The organism is Arthrobacter sulfonylureivorans (genome assembly GCF_022637435.1).
GTDB classification, from domain to species: Bacteria; Actinomycetota; Actinomycetes; order Actinomycetales; family Micrococcaceae; genus Crystallibacter; species Crystallibacter sulfonylureivorans.
In genome coordinates this window covers 1801380-1817964 of record NZ_CP093326.1, presented here as the reverse complement: position 1 = coordinate 1817964, position 16585 = coordinate 1801380, and the positions used below count along the sequence as shown (strand labels likewise).

Annotated in this window: 14 protein-coding genes; 4 read left to right on the top strand and 10 right to left on the bottom strand. The window is 63.2% G+C overall.

Going from position 1 to position 16585, the window contains the following annotated elements; genetic code table 11:
- Positions 1-14: 14 nt before the first annotated feature.
- Positions 15-1970 carry a glycosyl hydrolase gene (locus tag MNQ99_RS08585; RefSeq protein WP_241915129.1) on the bottom strand — a complete coding sequence of 652 codons (1956 nt, stop codon included), beginning with the start codon at positions 1968-1970 and terminating at the stop codon, positions 15-17.
- A 1092-nt stretch (positions 1971-3062) separates the two neighbouring features.
- On the opposite strand from MNQ99_RS08585, the gene MNQ99_RS08580 reads away from it, so the two are divergent.
- Positions 3063-6089, top strand: a complete 3027-nt coding sequence (locus tag MNQ99_RS08580; protein WP_241915128.1) for a CAP domain-containing protein — start codon at positions 3063-3065, stop codon at positions 6087-6089.
- Positions 6090-6420: 331 nt separating this feature from the next.
- Here the strand turns inward: MNQ99_RS08580 and MNQ99_RS08575 are convergent, their stop codons facing one another.
- The 5 genes from MNQ99_RS08575 to MNQ99_RS08555 all read right to left on the bottom strand — a co-directional run bounded on the left by MNQ99_RS08575 (position 6421) and on the right by MNQ99_RS08555 (position 10946).
- Entirely contained in the window at positions 6421-8136 is a 1716-nt protein-coding gene (locus MNQ99_RS08575; protein ID WP_241915127.1) for a hypothetical protein, read from the bottom strand.
- A 327-nt stretch (positions 8137-8463) separates the two neighbouring features.
- Complete coding sequence (gene mutM, locus MNQ99_RS08570; RefSeq protein WP_241915126.1) at positions 8464-9453, bottom strand: bifunctional DNA-formamidopyrimidine glycosylase/DNA-(apurinic or apyrimidinic site) lyase; 990 nt, start codon at positions 9451-9453, stop codon at positions 8464-8466.
- Positions 9446-10165 carry a ribonuclease III gene (rnc, locus tag MNQ99_RS08565; protein WP_241915125.1) on the bottom strand — a complete coding sequence of 240 codons (720 nt, stop codon included), beginning with the start codon at positions 10163-10165 and terminating at the stop codon, positions 9446-9448. The genes mutM and rnc overlap by 8 nt, the downstream gene beginning before the upstream one ends.
- 11 nt (positions 10166-10176) lie before the next feature.
- Positions 10177-10380, bottom strand: a complete 204-nt coding sequence (gene rpmF, locus MNQ99_RS08560; protein ID WP_127511582.1) for a 50S ribosomal protein L32 — start codon at positions 10378-10380, stop codon at positions 10177-10179.
- 2 nt (positions 10381-10382) lie between these two features.
- Positions 10383-10946, bottom strand: coding sequence for a YceD family protein (locus MNQ99_RS08555; protein ID WP_241915124.1), 564 nt, complete (start codon positions 10944-10946; stop codon positions 10383-10385).
- 182 nt (positions 10947-11128) lie between these two features.
- Between MNQ99_RS08555 and MNQ99_RS08550 the strand changes: the two genes are divergently transcribed.
- Positions 11129-11722 carry a YdcF family protein gene (locus tag MNQ99_RS08550; protein ID WP_241915123.1) on the top strand — a complete coding sequence of 198 codons (594 nt, stop codon included), beginning with the start codon at positions 11129-11131 and terminating at the stop codon, positions 11720-11722.
- 345 nt (positions 11723-12067) lie between these two features.
- Here MNQ99_RS08550 and galU read toward each other — a convergent pair whose 3' ends face one another.
- From galU to coaD, 3 genes are all read right to left on the bottom strand, one after another.
- Positions 12068-13006 (bottom strand): UTP--glucose-1-phosphate uridylyltransferase GalU, encoded by a 939-nt coding sequence (gene galU, locus MNQ99_RS08545; RefSeq protein ID WP_241915122.1) that lies wholly within the window; start codon positions 13004-13006, stop codon positions 12068-12070.
- A 215-nt stretch (positions 13007-13221) separates the two neighbouring features.
- The gene (locus MNQ99_RS08540; protein WP_241915121.1) at positions 13222-13410 is read right to left on the bottom strand and encodes a hypothetical protein; all 189 of its coding nucleotides are present in this window, start codon (positions 13408-13410) and stop codon (positions 13222-13224) included.
- Positions 13411-13433: 23 nt separating this feature from the next.
- Positions 13434-13919 (bottom strand): pantetheine-phosphate adenylyltransferase, encoded by a 486-nt coding sequence (coaD, locus tag MNQ99_RS08535; protein WP_241915120.1) that lies wholly within the window; start codon positions 13917-13919, stop codon positions 13434-13436.
- 75 nt (positions 13920-13994) lie between these two features.
- On the opposite strand from coaD, the gene MNQ99_RS08530 reads away from it, so the two are divergent.
- Together MNQ99_RS08530 and MNQ99_RS08525 are read left to right on the top strand one after the other, a co-directional pair.
- The gene (locus MNQ99_RS08530) at positions 13995-15236 is read left to right on the top strand and encodes an aminotransferase class I/II-fold pyridoxal phosphate-dependent enzyme (RefSeq protein ID WP_241915119.1); all 1242 of its coding nucleotides are present in this window, start codon (positions 13995-13997) and stop codon (positions 15234-15236) included.
- A 3-nt stretch (positions 15237-15239) separates the two neighbouring features.
- The gene (locus MNQ99_RS08525) at positions 15240-16010 is read left to right on the top strand and encodes a spermidine synthase (protein ID WP_241915118.1); all 771 of its coding nucleotides are present in this window, start codon (positions 15240-15242) and stop codon (positions 16008-16010) included.
- On the opposite strand, the gene rsmD is transcribed toward MNQ99_RS08525, so the two are convergent.
- Positions 15993-16583 (bottom strand): 16S rRNA (guanine(966)-N(2))-methyltransferase RsmD, encoded by a 591-nt coding sequence (rsmD, locus tag MNQ99_RS08520; RefSeq protein WP_241915117.1) that lies wholly within the window; start codon positions 16581-16583, stop codon positions 15993-15995. The genes MNQ99_RS08525 and rsmD overlap by 18 nt on opposite strands.
- Between the last annotated feature and the right edge of the window lie 2 nt (positions 16584-16585).

Below are 16585 nucleotides of genomic sequence, written 5' to 3'. Positions count from 1 at the left end.
CCGGCAGTCTCCGGTCAGTCCCAGCGGATCAGGTTGACCAGACCCCATTTGCGGGCGTCGGCATCGTACTGGAAGGTCAGCAGGCTCGTGGCGTTCGGCCCCTCTGCCAGCGTCAGAGCCACCGAGGACTTCCGGAACCCGGAGTCCAGCTTCAAGCGGCGTTTTCCTGCGCGGTCCTGCTTGACCCGCAGCGTCAGCTCCTGCCCGTCATGAGGCAGGCCCGATGGCAGCGCGAGTGTCCGGTTCCCGGACAGGGTCACCCGGTAGAGGTCCCCGTGTTCGCAGGACCAGCGGATGGTGCCAGCGTCCGGGGTGGTGCGCACCCTCTTCCGGAGCGCTTTGTCGACGTTCGGGCTCGGATAAGTGCCACGGGCAAACTTCAGGTCCGTGACTTCGAACCACCCGGCTTGGGAGTTGTTCCCGTACCGGAAGAAAGGTAAACGCCACGCGCCCTGGTCATCGAAGGTATTGGCGAACTGGACGATGAACGTCTGCCAAACCGTGCCGAGCAACAGCGAACGGTCGCCGGCGAAGAGTGCATCGCCGTCGGGCTGGCGCATGCCTGCGCTGAGCCGGAACCCGTCGAAGGAGGCGCGGGCCCTGAAGGTGAAAACATGGGGCTTTCCGAGCTCAAAGTCCAGCTCGCCGGAGCGCGCATCGCGATAAACCGCGAACTCATTCTCGGACGAGCCGTTGGACTTCGGCTTCGTCACCCGCAGGCTGGTGGTTCCACGGTCCATATCGGACGGCGCATTGGTTGTGATCTCGAACTTGGAACGGTCGCCGGCCAAGGACCAGGTGGCCGTCGAGGCCGGCACCGAGACCGACGGCGGCAGCAGGTTCCGGTTGAAATCCGAGGGGGCATCGAAGCGGGTCACCCGGCCGGCGGCGTTGATGGCCTGACCCACCAGACGCTTTTGCTCCGCATTTTCCAGCCGCATATCCGTTGAATCCGCGCCGATCAGGAACAGGATCGCCGCCTCGATCCGGGGCAGCTCCGGGGAAGCGACCAGTCGGATCAGATCGGCATACCACTGCCCCTTATCTTCGCCTTGGTTGCTGGCCGCGCAGCCGGATTCACAGATCCATATCTTGCAGGCCGACATGGCCTCGATCTGGCTGACGAAACGGCGCAGCTCCGCCCCCACAGGCGTCCAGGTCTCGCTGTAGCCCTTCGCATTGGAGCGGTTGTAGTAGGAGACCCCGATCAAGTCGACCCATTCGTCCCCCACATACCCTTCCGCCAGGTTCTTCGGATCGCCGTCGCCGCCGTTACTGGTCAGGTACCACTGAATGAATTTGCACCTCACGCCCATGGAGCGGGCCAGCTTCACGATTCGCTGGAACGCCTGCTTGAATTTCTCCGGGCTGTTGGCGTTTGTGTCGCGGTACATCTGCCAGGGGTAGCTGTCCGCGCCGTTGCCCTCATGGAACGGGGCGAGGTAGACGCGCTCCATGTTCCCGCCGTCGATGATGGCCTGGAACAGCCGGACCAGATCCGGATAGATTCCGTTCTTCGAGTCGAATTCCTTGACGAAGGAGTCGTTCTCTTTCCAGATTTCGAGCGCGTACATGAGCTTCCGCGTCCTGTCGCGCGCCAGTTCCGGCACTACCTCGGCAGTGTAGGACTTGGCCGTGTCTTCACCGACCGCCCGGTAATAGGAGACGACGTCGAAGCCCGCGTTGAGCTCGGACTCCAGCTCCTGCGTCGGCTTGAAGTAGTTTGCGCCGGCGTAGTCCTGTTCGGATTCACCGCGAACGCGAGCACCGATCCACGGGCGTCTGACACTGGTGGCACCGGCCTGCTCAATCCTCTCGACTATGGCGGCCTCGGACGGCAGCCCTGCCACCCGGCTCGGCGTCTCGGGCTGCTCAGGAGCGGTAAAGGTGACCACCCGAGGCAGGGCCACGCCGGCAACGAAGCCCAAGGCCGTGCGGCGTCCTACGGTAAACGGCTTTTCAGACGGCAACGCGGCTCTCCTGGATCCCCTGCAGCTAACCCTTTCAGCCTAGTCGACGCTTTCGGGCACGATGAAGGTGGATGTCGCTTCCAACACCGCCCTGTCGTACAACTCGGTCACGGGCCTCGAAGCACCTTAACACCCGGTCTGCTGAATCAGGCTCAACCAGGGAGGAGTCGATTTATGGGGAGACCTTGGGACGCATGCGGAGCATGATCGCCTGGCCCGCCTGGCTGTTGCCCGCCTCCTCCTTGCCGGTAGTCAAGCACTGTCGGGTGCGGAATCCGTCGAAGCTTCCCGCTCCAATTCCTCTGCGCGGATGCCTTCAAGAACCGGGAGGCACTGGCGATGTGCGCGGAGATGGTGGTCGCCCAGGGCGAGGAGGCCGGCGGTGAGGCCCTGGAGTGCCTCAAACGCGGGTATGTGAAGAACGGTGCGGAGCTGGCCGTCGCCGCCCCCAACGTGGAAGGTGATCTAACCGCGAATTATTTCCCGGGTCACTCCGCAGGCCCCTCCCCGCAGATCCTCAGTGACTGTACCCGCGACGGATTCGGTGGCGGTGGCTGGGAGGATATGACGTGGCCCCTTCCCGATGGAAAAGACAGCCTCGAGGATTGCCTCTAGGGAGAGGCAATCCTCGAGTATCTGTCACACGGGGGGGCTTCGCCGCGCACAATCTACAGCGGCCACGTCTTCGATTGCCGGTCGCCGTACTTGGTGCCCAACTCCGACCGCCAATCCGTGCTGTCCATTCACCTTTGAGACGAAGAGGACATCTTTACGGGCGGAGCTCAAGGCAGCCTCACCCCTTGACGAAGAACATGGGACCCGGGGACCGGCCGACAGTGAAGCTGACCGTGCCCGGCGATGCAACCGCCAGCGTCAGGCCCACCGGCCATGAAGACGAGACTGTATTTGACGATGACTGGTACATGAGCTGCGACCAGGACACCCGGGATGCAATCGGAAGACACGATATGGGCGAGACGCGTTCACAGGCCTGTGACGCGCGGCGCGGGCGTAACAGGCCCGCCGGTTGCTGCCTTTCCGCCAGATGAATCGTATTATCCGAGGAGTAACCGTGATCACGTTGGGGGAAAATTGAAAATCGGCAAAGCGCTGGGCGCGGCCCTGCTCGTATCGGCAATGGCCCTGGGTTCGCTCCCGGCAACCGCTCCGGCCCAGGCTGCGGTCCAGGCCCAGACAGCACCGGCGAGCCACCTGGTCAGCGACAGCAACCAGCAGACGATCATTGACGTCTTCGAAGGCCACAATGCCTTCCGCGCCGCCAAGGGCCTCACTCCCCTGAAATTCAACACCGGCATCTCGGCCATCTCCCAGGGCTGGTCCGACTACATGGGCGAGGCCGGCGTCTTTTACCACAACCCCGATTTCACTACCGGCTCACCCGGCGGCTTTCTCGGCGCCGGTGAAAACATCGCGGCCCGGCATGATCGCTCCGGCAATGCCCTGGTCCAGATGTGGATCAACTCCCCGGGGCACAACGCGAACATGTCGAATCCCGCATGGGGATTTATCGGCATCGGCGTCGCATATACGGACAAAACCCAGGGGAGGCACGCCACCTATTCGGCTGTCAATTTCTTCCAGTACAAGCCCGGAGCCATTCCGCCGGGTACCTACAACCACCCCCGGGATTACTTCAGCGGCAAGCCGCAGCTGACTCCCACCATCCCCGCTATGAAGACGGTCATACCAAAGGCGCCCACCTGGGATACCGTCAAGCGCACCTACACGATCCCCGATTCGGAAGAGGTCGAGTACCGGGTCGGCTCGACCTACTCCATGCCGGTTGCAAAGAAGCCAGGACCTCATGCCGCCGATGACGGCTACCACTGGATTGAGGCTTTCGGCAAAGAGGGCTACTACGTTCTCCCATACTCCAGTGATAAAGCCCCGACCGTCTGGGACATGACATTCCCCAAGCTCAAGGTAGTCGCCCACGTGCCGGTCTTCGACAAGACTGCCCAGACCGTGACCATCCCGGCTGTTACCGGGGTCCAATACACACTTAACGGGTGGCGCGAGGACGCCGGGGTGCATCGCTTCTTTGAGACGGCGGTGGTGAAGGCAGAGCCGACCCGCGGCTACGAGCTAACAGGGACCACCGAATGGAGCGTCAACTTTCCGCTGACCAAGGTCACCGTGAAGCCGCCGGTTTTCAATCACGCCGCTGGCGCTTACACGATCCCCAAGGTTACGGGCGTCCGGTACCTTGTCAACGGCAAGGTTCAGCCCGCCGGCACCTATAGCAGCCGCTCACAGGTGACAATCAGCGCAGAGGCGGAGCCAGGGTACTCAGCTGTTGGGGACAGCTACTGGAACGAGAGCCTCGCCCTGATCGAGATCTGGTTGTTTGGGCCGGATTTCTGGGACGACAGCTACACCATCAGAACCGAGGACGGCGTCCAGTATTACGTCAACGGCAAGGCAGTAAGCCCGGGAACTTACCCGGCCAACGGGGCGAAAATCACGGTAACGGCCGAGCCTAAGCCCGGCTACATCCTGTATCGGAACGCATCCGGGCCCTGGAGCCACCAGTTTGTTACTGAAGTTACGGCTCTCAATCCGAAATTCGACAAGGCCGCCGGCACGTACACCATTCCGGCCAAGACCGGCCTTCAGTATTTCGTCAATGACAAGGCCGTGAAACCGGGCACCTATGCTGCAGCCGGGACCACGATAACCGTTACCGTCGCTGAGGCTTCGGACGCTTACTACATCATCTCAGGGGAACGCTGGTGGCAGGAGACCTTCCCCACCCCAAAGCCCCCCATCGTCAAGGTGACGCCTCCTGCGCCGTCCTTCTCCGGGGCTACCGGCAAGTACACCATCCCCGCCCGGACTGGGGTAAGTTACCTGGCCAACGGCAAGACCGTGCAGGCCGGCACCTACGACGGCGGCAAGACCAAGGTCACCGTCACTGCGAAAGCGGCCTCCGGCTACGTCCTGTCCGGTACCTTTACCTGGTCGCACGACTTCACCCCGCCCAAGCCTCCGGTGCAAGCCCCGGTCAAGGTCACCGCGGCAGCACCGGCGTTCGATGCAAAGACCGGCAGGTACACCATCCCCGCGGTGACCGGCGTCGTCTACGAGGCCAATGGCAAGACCGTGAAGGCCGGCACCTACGACGGCGGCAAGGCCAAGGTCACCGTCACCGCGAAAGCGGCTGCAGGCTATGCCCTGAGCGGCACCGCCAGCTGGTCGCATGACTTCACCCCGGCCAAGCCCCCGGTGCCAGCCCCGGTCAAGGTCGCCGCGGCAGCACCAGCGTTCGACGCCAAGCCCGGCAGGTACACGATCCCCGCGGTGACCGGGGTCAGCTACCAGGCCAACGGGAAGACCGTGAAGGCCGGAACCCACGCCGGCGGCAAGGCCAAGGTCACCGTCACCGCTCATCCGGCTGCCGGCTATGTCCTGTCCGGTACCGTCTCCTGGTCGCACGACTTCACCCCGCCCAAGCCCCCGGCCCAGGCGCCGATAAAGGTCACCGCGGCAGCGCCGATGTTCTCCCGGGCAACGGGCAAGTACACCATCCCCACCCGGGCCGGAGTCAGCTACCTGGTCAACGGGAGGACGGTGAAGGCCGGCACTTACAAGGGCAACAAGGCCAAGGTCACCGTCACCGCGAAGGCTGCAGCGGGCCATGTCCTGTCCGGGAAGGCTTCCTGGTCGTATGACTTCGCCCCGGTGAAGGCGACGGCTGCCAAGCCCACGTTCAACGCCAAGACCGGCAAGTACACCATCCCCTCCCGGACCGGGGTCAGCTACTTGGTCAACGGGAAGGCCGTGAAGGCCGGCACCTACAAGGGCAGCTACAAACTGACCACCGTGACGGCAAAGGCGAAAGCGGGTTATGCCCTGACCGGCACTGCCTCCTGGAAGCACGACTTTCGGCGGGTGGTGAAGGCCTCCGCCCCGTCGTTCTCCCCGGCGGCGAACAGGTACACCATTCCGAAGAAGACCGGCATCACGTACCTGGTCAACGGGAAGCCGGCCAAAGCCGGGACACACAAGGTCCGCAACGGCCAGAAGATCACCGTCACCGCCAAAGCCGCGTCGACCTACCGCCTGTCCGGAAAGGCCAGATGGAGCCGCACCCTATAAGCGTGGAGTGAAAGTGCCATGCCACGCATAACTCGGTATGAGGACTCAATCTGTCATTGTCAACCGCCCACCCTGCTGTGGGACATGGACGGCTGGCTAAGGACGTACCGTGCGCTGCCGTCACTTGGACTAGTTCGACACACCAAATTTTCCCCCGGCGACCATCGCTCACCCGTCGACGAGGCGGCCGTCTGAGGGCGGGGCGAGCCCTAAACTGAGGCTTGACTGGCTGGACCGGCGAGGACGGAGAACACTACGACCTGCAGGAGGTCGTCGCCGATGAGGGCTGGCGCTTGATCAGACCATGAACAGGGCAGCTCCCTATCCACCATTACCCACGGTTCAGCAGACTGTCCGCACTGGGGACGCGCCCCATCCGGTAGGTCGATTCCGCGCGGAACGTCTCCCCTGCCTTGAAGGAGCGGTTCGTGCCCGCAGGCAGCGGGCAGACGTAAAGCTTCTTGATGCCCGATGAGCGGTCCTCGTAGTAGACCTGCGGCTTTTTCTCCGTACCCCACTGCCACCCCGCCACGGAATCGAGTGAATAGTCACAGACACCGATGTGCTTCGATCCCGGGTTCCAAGCCACGCAGGTCAAAGACTTTTGAAAGCCCAAGTGAGCCTTGGCTCCCTTCCCCAAGTTGCGGTCCGCATCCCAGTTGCGGTCCGCGCCAATCCAAGTGACACGTTCCAGACTTGTGGGCCACATGACGAAATACGGTCTCTTGTAGGTACCCTTTACGGCCCACCTGACTGTCCGGTTTACTTTCAGGCCCCATCTGGTCATCGAATATCTGACCAGCGCGTCAGCGGCCTTACCGTTATCCCTGACCCCCGGATGCTCCAGCCGTGTTTTCCGCTCCAACCGGATGGACGTGCCGACGTACGTTTTCCCATTGGGTATCTGCGACTTCCGCTGGCCGTCCACGTAAACAGCTAGGGATACCGGTGCATCATATCCATGGACGCCGCCGATGAATACGTCCCTACCGCCTATTCCGACGTTCAGTGCGTATTCGTGAGCAGAGTGAGAACGCCACGACGTCCCCATCCTTTCCACTGTGACCCAATGTGTCCCGCTGTTCGGCTTCTGCGTCTCCACTGATGCTCCGAAGATGCCGGCGTACTTGTTAGTCCGGCCTTTAAGCTTGACGTTTACGGGCCACACCTTCAGGGTGTATTTTCTGGCCGGGTCCAGATTTTCCGCGAGCATCTTGACCTGCTCCCTCCCATTCTGGGAGCCGGGCTCATATGTATCCACATAGCGTGAGCCAGAGGTTACGGCACCGGATGCCATCGACGCCCGGGAGACCACGCCGGCCGCCATGAGGTCGCGGCCTTTCTTCGCGCCAGTCAGCGTTACGGATTTGCCCCGTTCGTCAGTGAGGCGGACGCGGACCAGTCCATTGGCGACGTGGGACGCTGTGTGTAAGCAGACGCTGCGGGATCCGGGCGGGAGGGCATATGCGGCCGACGGCGCTCCGGGGAGAGCACGGAGGTAGCCATAGGAGGTTTGAACCTTCCAGGCCTTTGAATACTTCCACCGGGCCCTGTCCTTGCATCTGTGGCGGGACCGCGGCATCCGGATGTAGGCCGTATGCAGCTGGGGAACTCGATCGTAGGCGGCCCGGGGACCCGGCACTTCTGGCGCCTTTAGCGTGTAGACCGCCCAACGGACTCGGTCCATCTGGTAGCCAACTTCCCACGAGGTATCGGAGATTCGCTTGATGAAGCAGCGTCCACCCTTCAGGCCCTGGGTGGATTCCATCACTTTGCGGTATTCGGCCGCAGCCAGAGCTGTGGGTGAGTTGCCCTGCGCGACTGCCTGTATCTGGGCTCTGGCTGGCAAAGGATCGAGGACGCTGACAATAGCCGCGACGGCAGATCCGCCAAGCAGACCGAGGATTGAACGGCGTGCGATAACAACTGGTCGGCGAGCTTCCAAGGCGATTCCCCCAATCACCGATGCACGCCACACAACATGCGAGACTCGTACCTGCGGAGACATCGCCTCGTCGAGACGACGGTCCACATTCTGCAGTTCCATACTGCTGAACGGTTCCGAAAGCGGTGGCTGTCCCGGAGGTAGCAAGAAGTCTTGCCCGGGTCGCTGTGCATAACTCTGAAATAGCGCCTCCGGGCCGGTCCCATACGGCTCAGGGCGAACAATCATGAATCTGGTGACAGATTATGATCCCCAACGCATCGTCCCGCAGGTAGCAGGACGAATCCCCAATGTGCGGGTTAGCGGCCTCTCGAAACCGCTAGCACGCAGTAAGTAATCAAGATAGTTCGTGGACGGTGCTACGGAAAGATTGCGCTCACTCGGATTCAGTATTTGCGCGAAAAAGCGGCTGTGCCCAGCCAACGATCCTTACCAGCGGCCGTTGCGGGGCCTGGGCTGGCAGACTGGGCAGGTGTAGGACGAGCGGTTCATGAAGGTGTCGCGACGGATCTTGGTGGACAGGCCCAGTTCGCTGCAGCGGTAGCAGGGCTCATTTTCCCGGCCGTAGGCGTTCAGATGCCGTTCGAAGTAGCCCGATGCACCGTTGACGTTCACATAGAGCGAGTCAAAGCTGGTGCCGCCGGCCGCCAACGCCTGCGTCATGACCTCACTGCAGGCATCGAGGAGGCGTTCCGCGTCCTTGCGTCGCAGTGTTTCCGTGGGGCGGGCGTAGTGCAGCTTCGCAGCCCACAGTGCCTCGTCCGCGTAGATGTTTCCGATGCCGGAGACCAAGGCTTGGTCCAGGATGGCGCGCTTGATGCCGGTCTTGCGGGCACGCAGGCGCTTGTAGAAGGCGTCAAAGGAGAATGCCGGGTCCAGTGGGTCGCGGGCGATGTGCGAGGCTTCGACAGGGATCAGCGGCAGGCCGGTCTCGGAGATGCCGCCGGCGTAGCCGTCACGAGTGGGGGCCAAGTCTGCCAGGAACATGCCGCCGAAGATCCGCTGATCGACGAACCGTAGCTCGGCGGGCATGGGAGAGCCGTCAGGGTCACTGGCCGGACTCAGGGTCAAACGCACTTTGAGGTGCTTCTCGTCCGGCTGGGCGCTGTCCTCGACCAGCAACTGTCCGCTCATGCCAAGGTGCGCCATGAGGGCAAGCTTGGGCTCATCCCCGGCCGCACCGTTGGATTCGTGCACACCCGTGGCATCCGCCTCCAGCAGCGGCATCCAGAGGAACTTGCCGCGCCGGACGACGTCGGCAACGTGCGCGCCGAGCAAGTTCCCGCGGAGGTCTTCGGCGCCGAGTGCATGCCGGCGAATGGAGCGTTCGTCAACGACCTCGACGCCGGTGATCGTCCGGCCGCGGACCCACTGGGCCAGCCCGCGGCGGACAACCTCCACCTCGGGCAGCTCAGGCATCAGATCCGGGGCTGCCTGTCACAGGCTCAGGCAAGGATCCGCGCAGGTTCCGCCAGGTCGAGGCGGCGGCTTCCTGCTCGGCCTCCTTCTTGGAGTGTCCGCTGCCCTGGCCGTGTTCGGCGGTGCCGATCAGGAGCGTGGCCACAAACGTCCTCGCGTGGTCCGGGCCCGACCCCTCCACGCGGTACGTCACGTTGCCCATTTTCCGGGCTGCAGCCAGTTCCTGAATGCTGGTCTTCCAGTCTGTCCCGGCGCCAAGGGCTTCGGCGTCGGCCAGCAGCGGCCCGATCAGGCGCATCACCAACTGGCGTGCGGTTTCAATGCCGTGGCAGAGGTACGTGGCGCCGAACAGTGCTTCCATAGTGTCAGCCAAAATCGAGGACTTGTCGGCGCCGTTGGTCAGCTTTTCGCCTTGCCCGAGCAGCACATACTGCCCCACATCAAGCGAGCGGGCGATTCCAGCCAGCGCCCGGGTGGACACTACCGCGGATCGCCGCTTGGCCAGCTCACCCTCGGGCAGGTCCGGGTTGTCCCGGTACAGCGCGTCGGTCACGGAGAAACCCAGGATCGAATCGCCCAGGAACTCCAGGCGCTCGTTCGTGGGCAGGCCGCCGTGTTCGTAGGCGTAAGAACGGTGGGTTAAAGCGAGACGGAGCGTCTCGGCGTCGAGATCGACGCCGAGACGCTCCAAAAGCTCTTCAGTTGAAGGCATACCGGACGTTATTACGCGTCGGCTACCTTGCGGCCCTTGTACTCAAGGAACAGCGCGGTGCCTGCCGAGTCGGTGACAACCTTTGCCTGGTGCGGCAGGCTGTAGGTGACACGGCCGTTCTCAACGGTCTTGACCAGGTTGGGCGCGGTGGCCTTCCACTGGGACCGGCGGGCGCGCGTATTCGAGCGGGACATCTTCCGCTTGGGAACAGCCACGGCTAACTCTCTTCTCTCTCGTCTGACTCTTTACTTTTCGGCGCCTCGTCGGCGGCCGTGCCGGCCAGCCCGACAAGGGCTGCCCAGCGAGGATCCACAACCTCATGGTGGTGGCCCGGATCCTCTTCAAGGCGTATCCCGCATTCTGGGCACAAGCCTTGGCAGTCTTCCCGGCACACCGGCTGGAACGGCAGGGCGGTCACCACTGCGTCCCGCAGCGCCGGTTCGAGATCGATCAAATCGCGCTCAACCCGCCGCTGTTCGTCCTGTTCTTCTTCCTCGAGGAGTTCAGCATCCTCGTAGTAGAAGAGTTCCTGCACCTTGACGTCAAGGTCGTACGCGATGGGATCCAGGCAGCGCCCGCACTCGCCCGTGACATCCACGGATACAGTGCCGGAAACCAGGATTCCCTCGTGCACGGCCTCAAGCTTCAGGTCCAACTCCATATCGGAGCCTTGCTGAACGCCAATGAGCGCTACCCCGAAATCCTTCGGCGCAGCTGTATGTTCTTCAAGAGTCCGCATGCTGCCCGGGCTGCGCCCGAGGTCCTTGACCACAAGGGTCAAGGGCGAACTTTGATCATGGTTCAAGACCAATGTACTGAAAACTCCTAAAGGAACATACGACCGACGTATCATCTTAGCTTGGATCCGGCGCTGACCCAAACCGGTCACACTGTGCCTGGGATAACGACGGCGGAGCCCGCCTGCCGAAGCTACACCACCTCAGGCGACGGTAGCGTTAAGACGTGCCCTCTTCACGCATTGCCTTCATCCCACGGCGGGCCCTGATGGCAATGATCACCGTCATCTCCGCACTCACGGCCATCCTGATGATCTGGCTGGCGGCCTGCTACGCGCTCTTCTACAACCCGAGCACTGAGCCTGTGCGGTCCGCCGATGCCGTGGTTGTCCTCGCCGGAGCCAGCAGCGAGCGTCTGCCAGTGGGACTTGCCCTGATGGATCAAGGCATCGCCCCTGTACTCGTGCTCTCCTCCACAGGAAACCCCGGCAACGTCCACGCGGATAGGATCTGTGACCAGCCGTCGCTCGTCCCCTACGACCTCATCTGCTTTACCCCGGATGTGGACACCACCCGCGGCGAAGCCCGCAGTATCGCCCGCTTGGCGGAGGACAACGGATGGGACAGCGTGACGGTGGTGACTTCCCGGTACCACGTCACCCGGGCCTCCGCCTACATCGGCCAGTGTTCGGATGAGGACATCAACCTTGTAGCGTCCAAGCCCAACGCGGGCGCGATTGAATCGCTGCGGCGGTTCGTCGAAGAATCCGTCGCGCTGGCATCCGCCTGGATACGGCCGGTTTGTGCCAGCCGAATCTAGCTGATGCATTGACCTGGCTTCCCGCCTTCGACCTCGAAGGCGGGAAGCCAGGTAGCAAGCCATATGGGCCGGGGGTCAGGCAGGGTGTGGCCTGATGCCAATTGCCCCGTGAGGCATCCTGAACACCTCATAGGGTTCGTCGTGAAGGGCCCACGGCTGCACGATAAGGCATCCTGAGCCGACGGTGATCGTTTCCGAGCTGGTTTCCAAAATCGTGCCGACTTGAAGGTCGCTGGCCCGGTCGACCAGCTGCGCGTCATCCATGCTTCATCATGTCGTTGAAAGCTAGGGATTTCCCTATGGGGCGCCTCAACTCGGTCGGAATCCAACGGAGTGCGTCAGGTTTTAGACGCTCGCGCTCTCCGGCACGCGCCTCTGGTCCTCGGCTTGAATCTGCGCGGCTAGCTCGAGAATCCACGGTCGCAAGTCCTGCCCCAGGTCTTCGCGTTCCGTAGCCAGCGAGATGACCGCCTTGATGTAGCTGAGCTTGTCACCGGTGTCGTAGCGACGCCCCTTGAAGACCACGGCATATACGCCGCCGCCCTCCTCCTCGGACTTGGCCAGGGTCTGCAGCGCGTCCGTCAACTGGATTTCGCCGCCGCGCCCCGGCCCAGTCTGCTCCAGGACTTCAAAGACGGCCGGATGCAGCACGTAGCGGCCGATCACGGCTAGGTTCGACGGCGCGTCAGCCGTGGCCGGCTTCTCCACCAGGCCGTGGACCTTCACGTGCGCAGCGCCCTCAACGGCGCTGACGTCCGCGCAACCATAGGCACTGATCTGCTCCGGGTCGACTTCCATCAGGGCGATGACAGAACCGCCAGTCGCCTGCTGCACAGCGATCATCTCCGAGAGCAGTTCGTCTCGCTCGTCAATGAGGTCATCGCCCAGCAGGACGGCGAAGGGCTCGTCCCCTACGTGCTGTTTGGCGCGGAGAACCGCGTGGCCCAGCCCCATGGGATCGCCCTGGCGAACGTAGTGGATATCCGCCAGCTCGGAGGATTCACGCACGGCGGCCAGCTTCGCGTGGTCGCCCTTGGCCTCCAGCGTCTCCTCGATAAACGGCACGCGGTCGAAGTGGTCTTCCAGCGAGCGCTTATTACGCCCGGTGATCATCAGGACGTCCTTCAAGCCGGCACGCGCCGCTTCTTCGACGACGTACTGGATGGCCGGTTTATCGACGACCGGCAGCATTTCCTTCGGCATAGCCTTCGTGGCGGGCAGGAACCTGGTTCCCAGACCTGCGGCCGGTATCACGGCTTTGCACACAACTTGAGCATGAGACATGCGTACGAGACTATCGGAAGTCACCTTGCTGGCGCATTTACCTAAGCGGACACACCTGAACGACCCCGACACTCTTCACGGACCTCGCAGCTGAAGTCCCGCGGAGGTCGTCGACACCAAGGGCGGACAGGGGACGCGGCATCGATTCGCGGAAGTATTCGCTGCGACGCTAGCGGCTGCATCCTGCATGCAAACCGGAACCAGCGTGGCAGTCTTCATTCACGGTGAGGTCTTATTTCGATTCCTCCACCCTCACCGGTAATCAGTTCATATGCTTCCTCGTGCAGTCCATGCGGTTCAATGATGATGCAACGGGGGCCAATAGTTACCGTCTCTGTGCCAGTGTCCCAGATCGTGCCAACCGGCATGCCGGCCGAACGTGCTCGAATTTCTGCATCGTCCATGCCTGACAGCATGGCGCGCGAACCTAGGAATTAGCTGGGTTTGCCGATCGGAAACGGGTCAGAACGGCCTTGGGCACGAATTCGGAAATGTCTCCGCCCAGTGACGCAACTTCTTTGATCAGCGTTGAGGAGACATGCGAATAGCTGTTCTCGCCAGCGAGAAACACTGTCTCGATTCCGGCCAGATGCCGGTTCATCTGGGCCATCGGCAGCTCGTAGTAGTAGTCCTGCGACGAGCGCAGGCCCTTGACGATGACTCCGGCCCCACGGCTGCGGCAGTATTCAGCGAGCAGGCCGTCGCCCATTGGTTCAACGCTCACCCCGCGGAGGTAGGACAGCGTCTCGCGGGCCATGGCGAGCCTTTCCTCCAGACTGAAGCGGTACTTCTTCGCGTAGTTGGTCGAGACGGCGACGATGACCTCGTCATACATGCTCGCGGCACGGGCAATGATCTCCACGTGGCCTTTGTGGAGCGGGTCGTAGGATCCTGGGCAGACAGCACGGCGCATAGAGTCGAATCTAGCCGATCCGGCAGGCCGCGCACCACGCGCAGCGGTAACACTTCAGTGGTAATACTGGGAGTCATGAGCACAGCAATGAGGCAACTCGTCCACGGACGCCGGGACGACGTTGCTGCCCCATGGCAGCGGACCGCGGCAGGTTCGAACCTCCTCGGCGACGACGGCGGGCTCGGTGTGACGATTTTCGAAGAGATGACCACGCTGGCGGCCCGGACCGGTGCCATCAATCTGGGACAAGGCTTCCCCGACGAGGACGGTCCGGCCGAAATCGCTGCCGCCGCGATGGACGCGATCCGCAACGGCGCCAACCAGTACGCGCCGGGAAAAGGGACGCTCACGCTGCGCACCGCCGTCGCGCATCATCAGGAGCGGTTCTACGGGCTGACCCCGGACCCGGAAACTGAAATCATCGTCACCACCGGAGCAACGGAAGCTCTGGCAGCGACCCTGCTGGCGCTGACCGGACCGGGCGACGAAGTCCTGACCTTCGAACCCTTTTATGACGCCTACGGCGCGGTCATCGGATTGAGCGGCGCCCGGCACACCACGGCGCCGCTGCTGGCTCCGGATTTCCAGCCCGACCTCCATGCACTGGAAGCTGCCTTCTCGGAGCGCACCCGCATGGTGGTGGTCAACAACCCGCACAACCCCATGGGCAGCGTGTTCTCCCGTGAAGCGCTGACCCGGATCGTCGAACTGGCACACCGCTACGATGCGCTGATCGTCACCGACGAGGTCTACGAACACCTCACCTTCGATGTCCCGCACATCCCGATCGCGACGCTGCCGGGTGCGGCGGAGCGGACACTCACCATCTCCTCGGCCGGAAAGACGTTTTCCTTCACCGGCTGGAAGGTCGGCTGGCTCTCCGGCCCGGCGGATCTGGTGGCGGCGGTGCGGACGGTCAAACAGTTCCTCACGTACAGTTCGGGCGCTCCGTTCCAGGATGCTGTGGCACTGGGGCTCGGACTGCCTGACGCCTTCTACAACGGCGTAGCCCGAGACCTGAAGGCCAAGCGCGATCTGCTCAGCGACGGCCTGCGGGAAGCGGGCTTTGACGTCTTCACGCCGCAGGGCACCTACTTCGTCAACGTGGACACCGCTCCGCTGGGCTTCGCCGACTCACTGGAACTGGCCCGGCGGATGCCGGAGCAGATCGGCGTTGCGGCCATCCCGGTGCCGGTGTTCTGCCACCCCGACGGCGCCCGGCGGACCCGTTCGCTGCTGCGCTTCGCTTTCTGCAAGAAGACCGAGGTCCTGCAGGACGCCGCCCAGCGCCTCGCCTCCCTGAAGAAAGGCGCCTGAGCCATGGCTGAACGTTATCTCGGCGGCAGCGGCCTGCACGCCAGTATCGAGAAGGACGACCGCGTTCCGGGGTCCTACGTCCTCAGCATCGGCGGCGCGGAGCAATCGCACGTCAATCTACGGCATCCCGACGACGTGTTCTACGAATACCTGCGCAGGATTGCCAACGTCGTTGACCTCGCCGGCCCACGGGGAGTCCCGCTCCGGTTCCTTCATCTGGGAGCCGGCGCCCTGACGCTGGCCCGGTATGTGCAGGCCACCCGCCCCGGTTCCGAACAAGTGGCCGTGGAGTTGGAGCGGGAACTGTTGGACTTCGTCCTCGAGCATCTGCCCATGCCCGAAGGTACCGATCTCGCGGTCCACTTCGGCGATGCGCGGCAGGAAGTGGCTTTCGGCGATATTGAGGGGGCGTTCGACGTCATCGTGCTGGACGTCTTTGCCGGCGACGACGCCCCGGAACATCTCACCACCGCCGGCTTTTACGACGAGTTGCTGGATGTGCTGGAGCCCGACGGTGTGCTGCTGGTCAACGTGGGCGATGATCCGCCGCTGACGTTCGCGAAACTGCAGGCCAGAGAGCTGGCGTCGGCCGCCGGGTCCGTCGCTGCCCTCGCCGAGACCGGCATGTTCTCCAGCACCAGGGCCGGCAACATCGTGCTCGCCGCCCGCCGTGACGGCTGGTCGCCTGTGTGGACCGACGCGCTCCTGGCCGCCGGTCCGCATCCGGCGGCAGTGCTCACCGGCCCAGAGCTTGAGTCATTCGCCGGGGGCTGACGGCTCCATGACCGGCTCGGCGAACCATAGCTGGGTCTCGCCGTACTTCTTGACCGCAAACCGCTCGAGCCCTTCCGGCCATGCGGGTTCCGGGGAACGCGAAGAGCGCTCGACGACGACCACCGCGCCGTCGGCAAGGTAGGCGGACAGAGAGCCGAGGACGCCGCTGAGCGCGTCCTCCCCCAGCGGATAGGGCGGATCCATCAGCACCAGGTCCCAATGTTGTCCCGCCGGCAGGTCGTCAAGGAAACGTTCCGCTTTCATGCGGTGAACGGTGGCCGTCTTCCGGCCCAGCTTCTGGTTGACCAAATCGGCGTTTCGCCGGCACACCGTGGCGGCCTTGTCTGCTGCTTCCACCAAATCGACTGTGGCGGCGCCACGGCTGGCCGTCTCGACTCCCAGTGCCCCGGAGCCGGCGAAGAGGTCGAGCACCCGTGCACCCGCTATGACGTCGTAGGACTCCAGCCGGGAGAACAGCGCTTCCTTGACCCGGTCCGTGGTCGGCCTCGTGTTGTCGCCCGGGACGCTCGCCAGGGTCAGTCCCCCGGCCACGCCGGCCACAATCCGGCTCACCG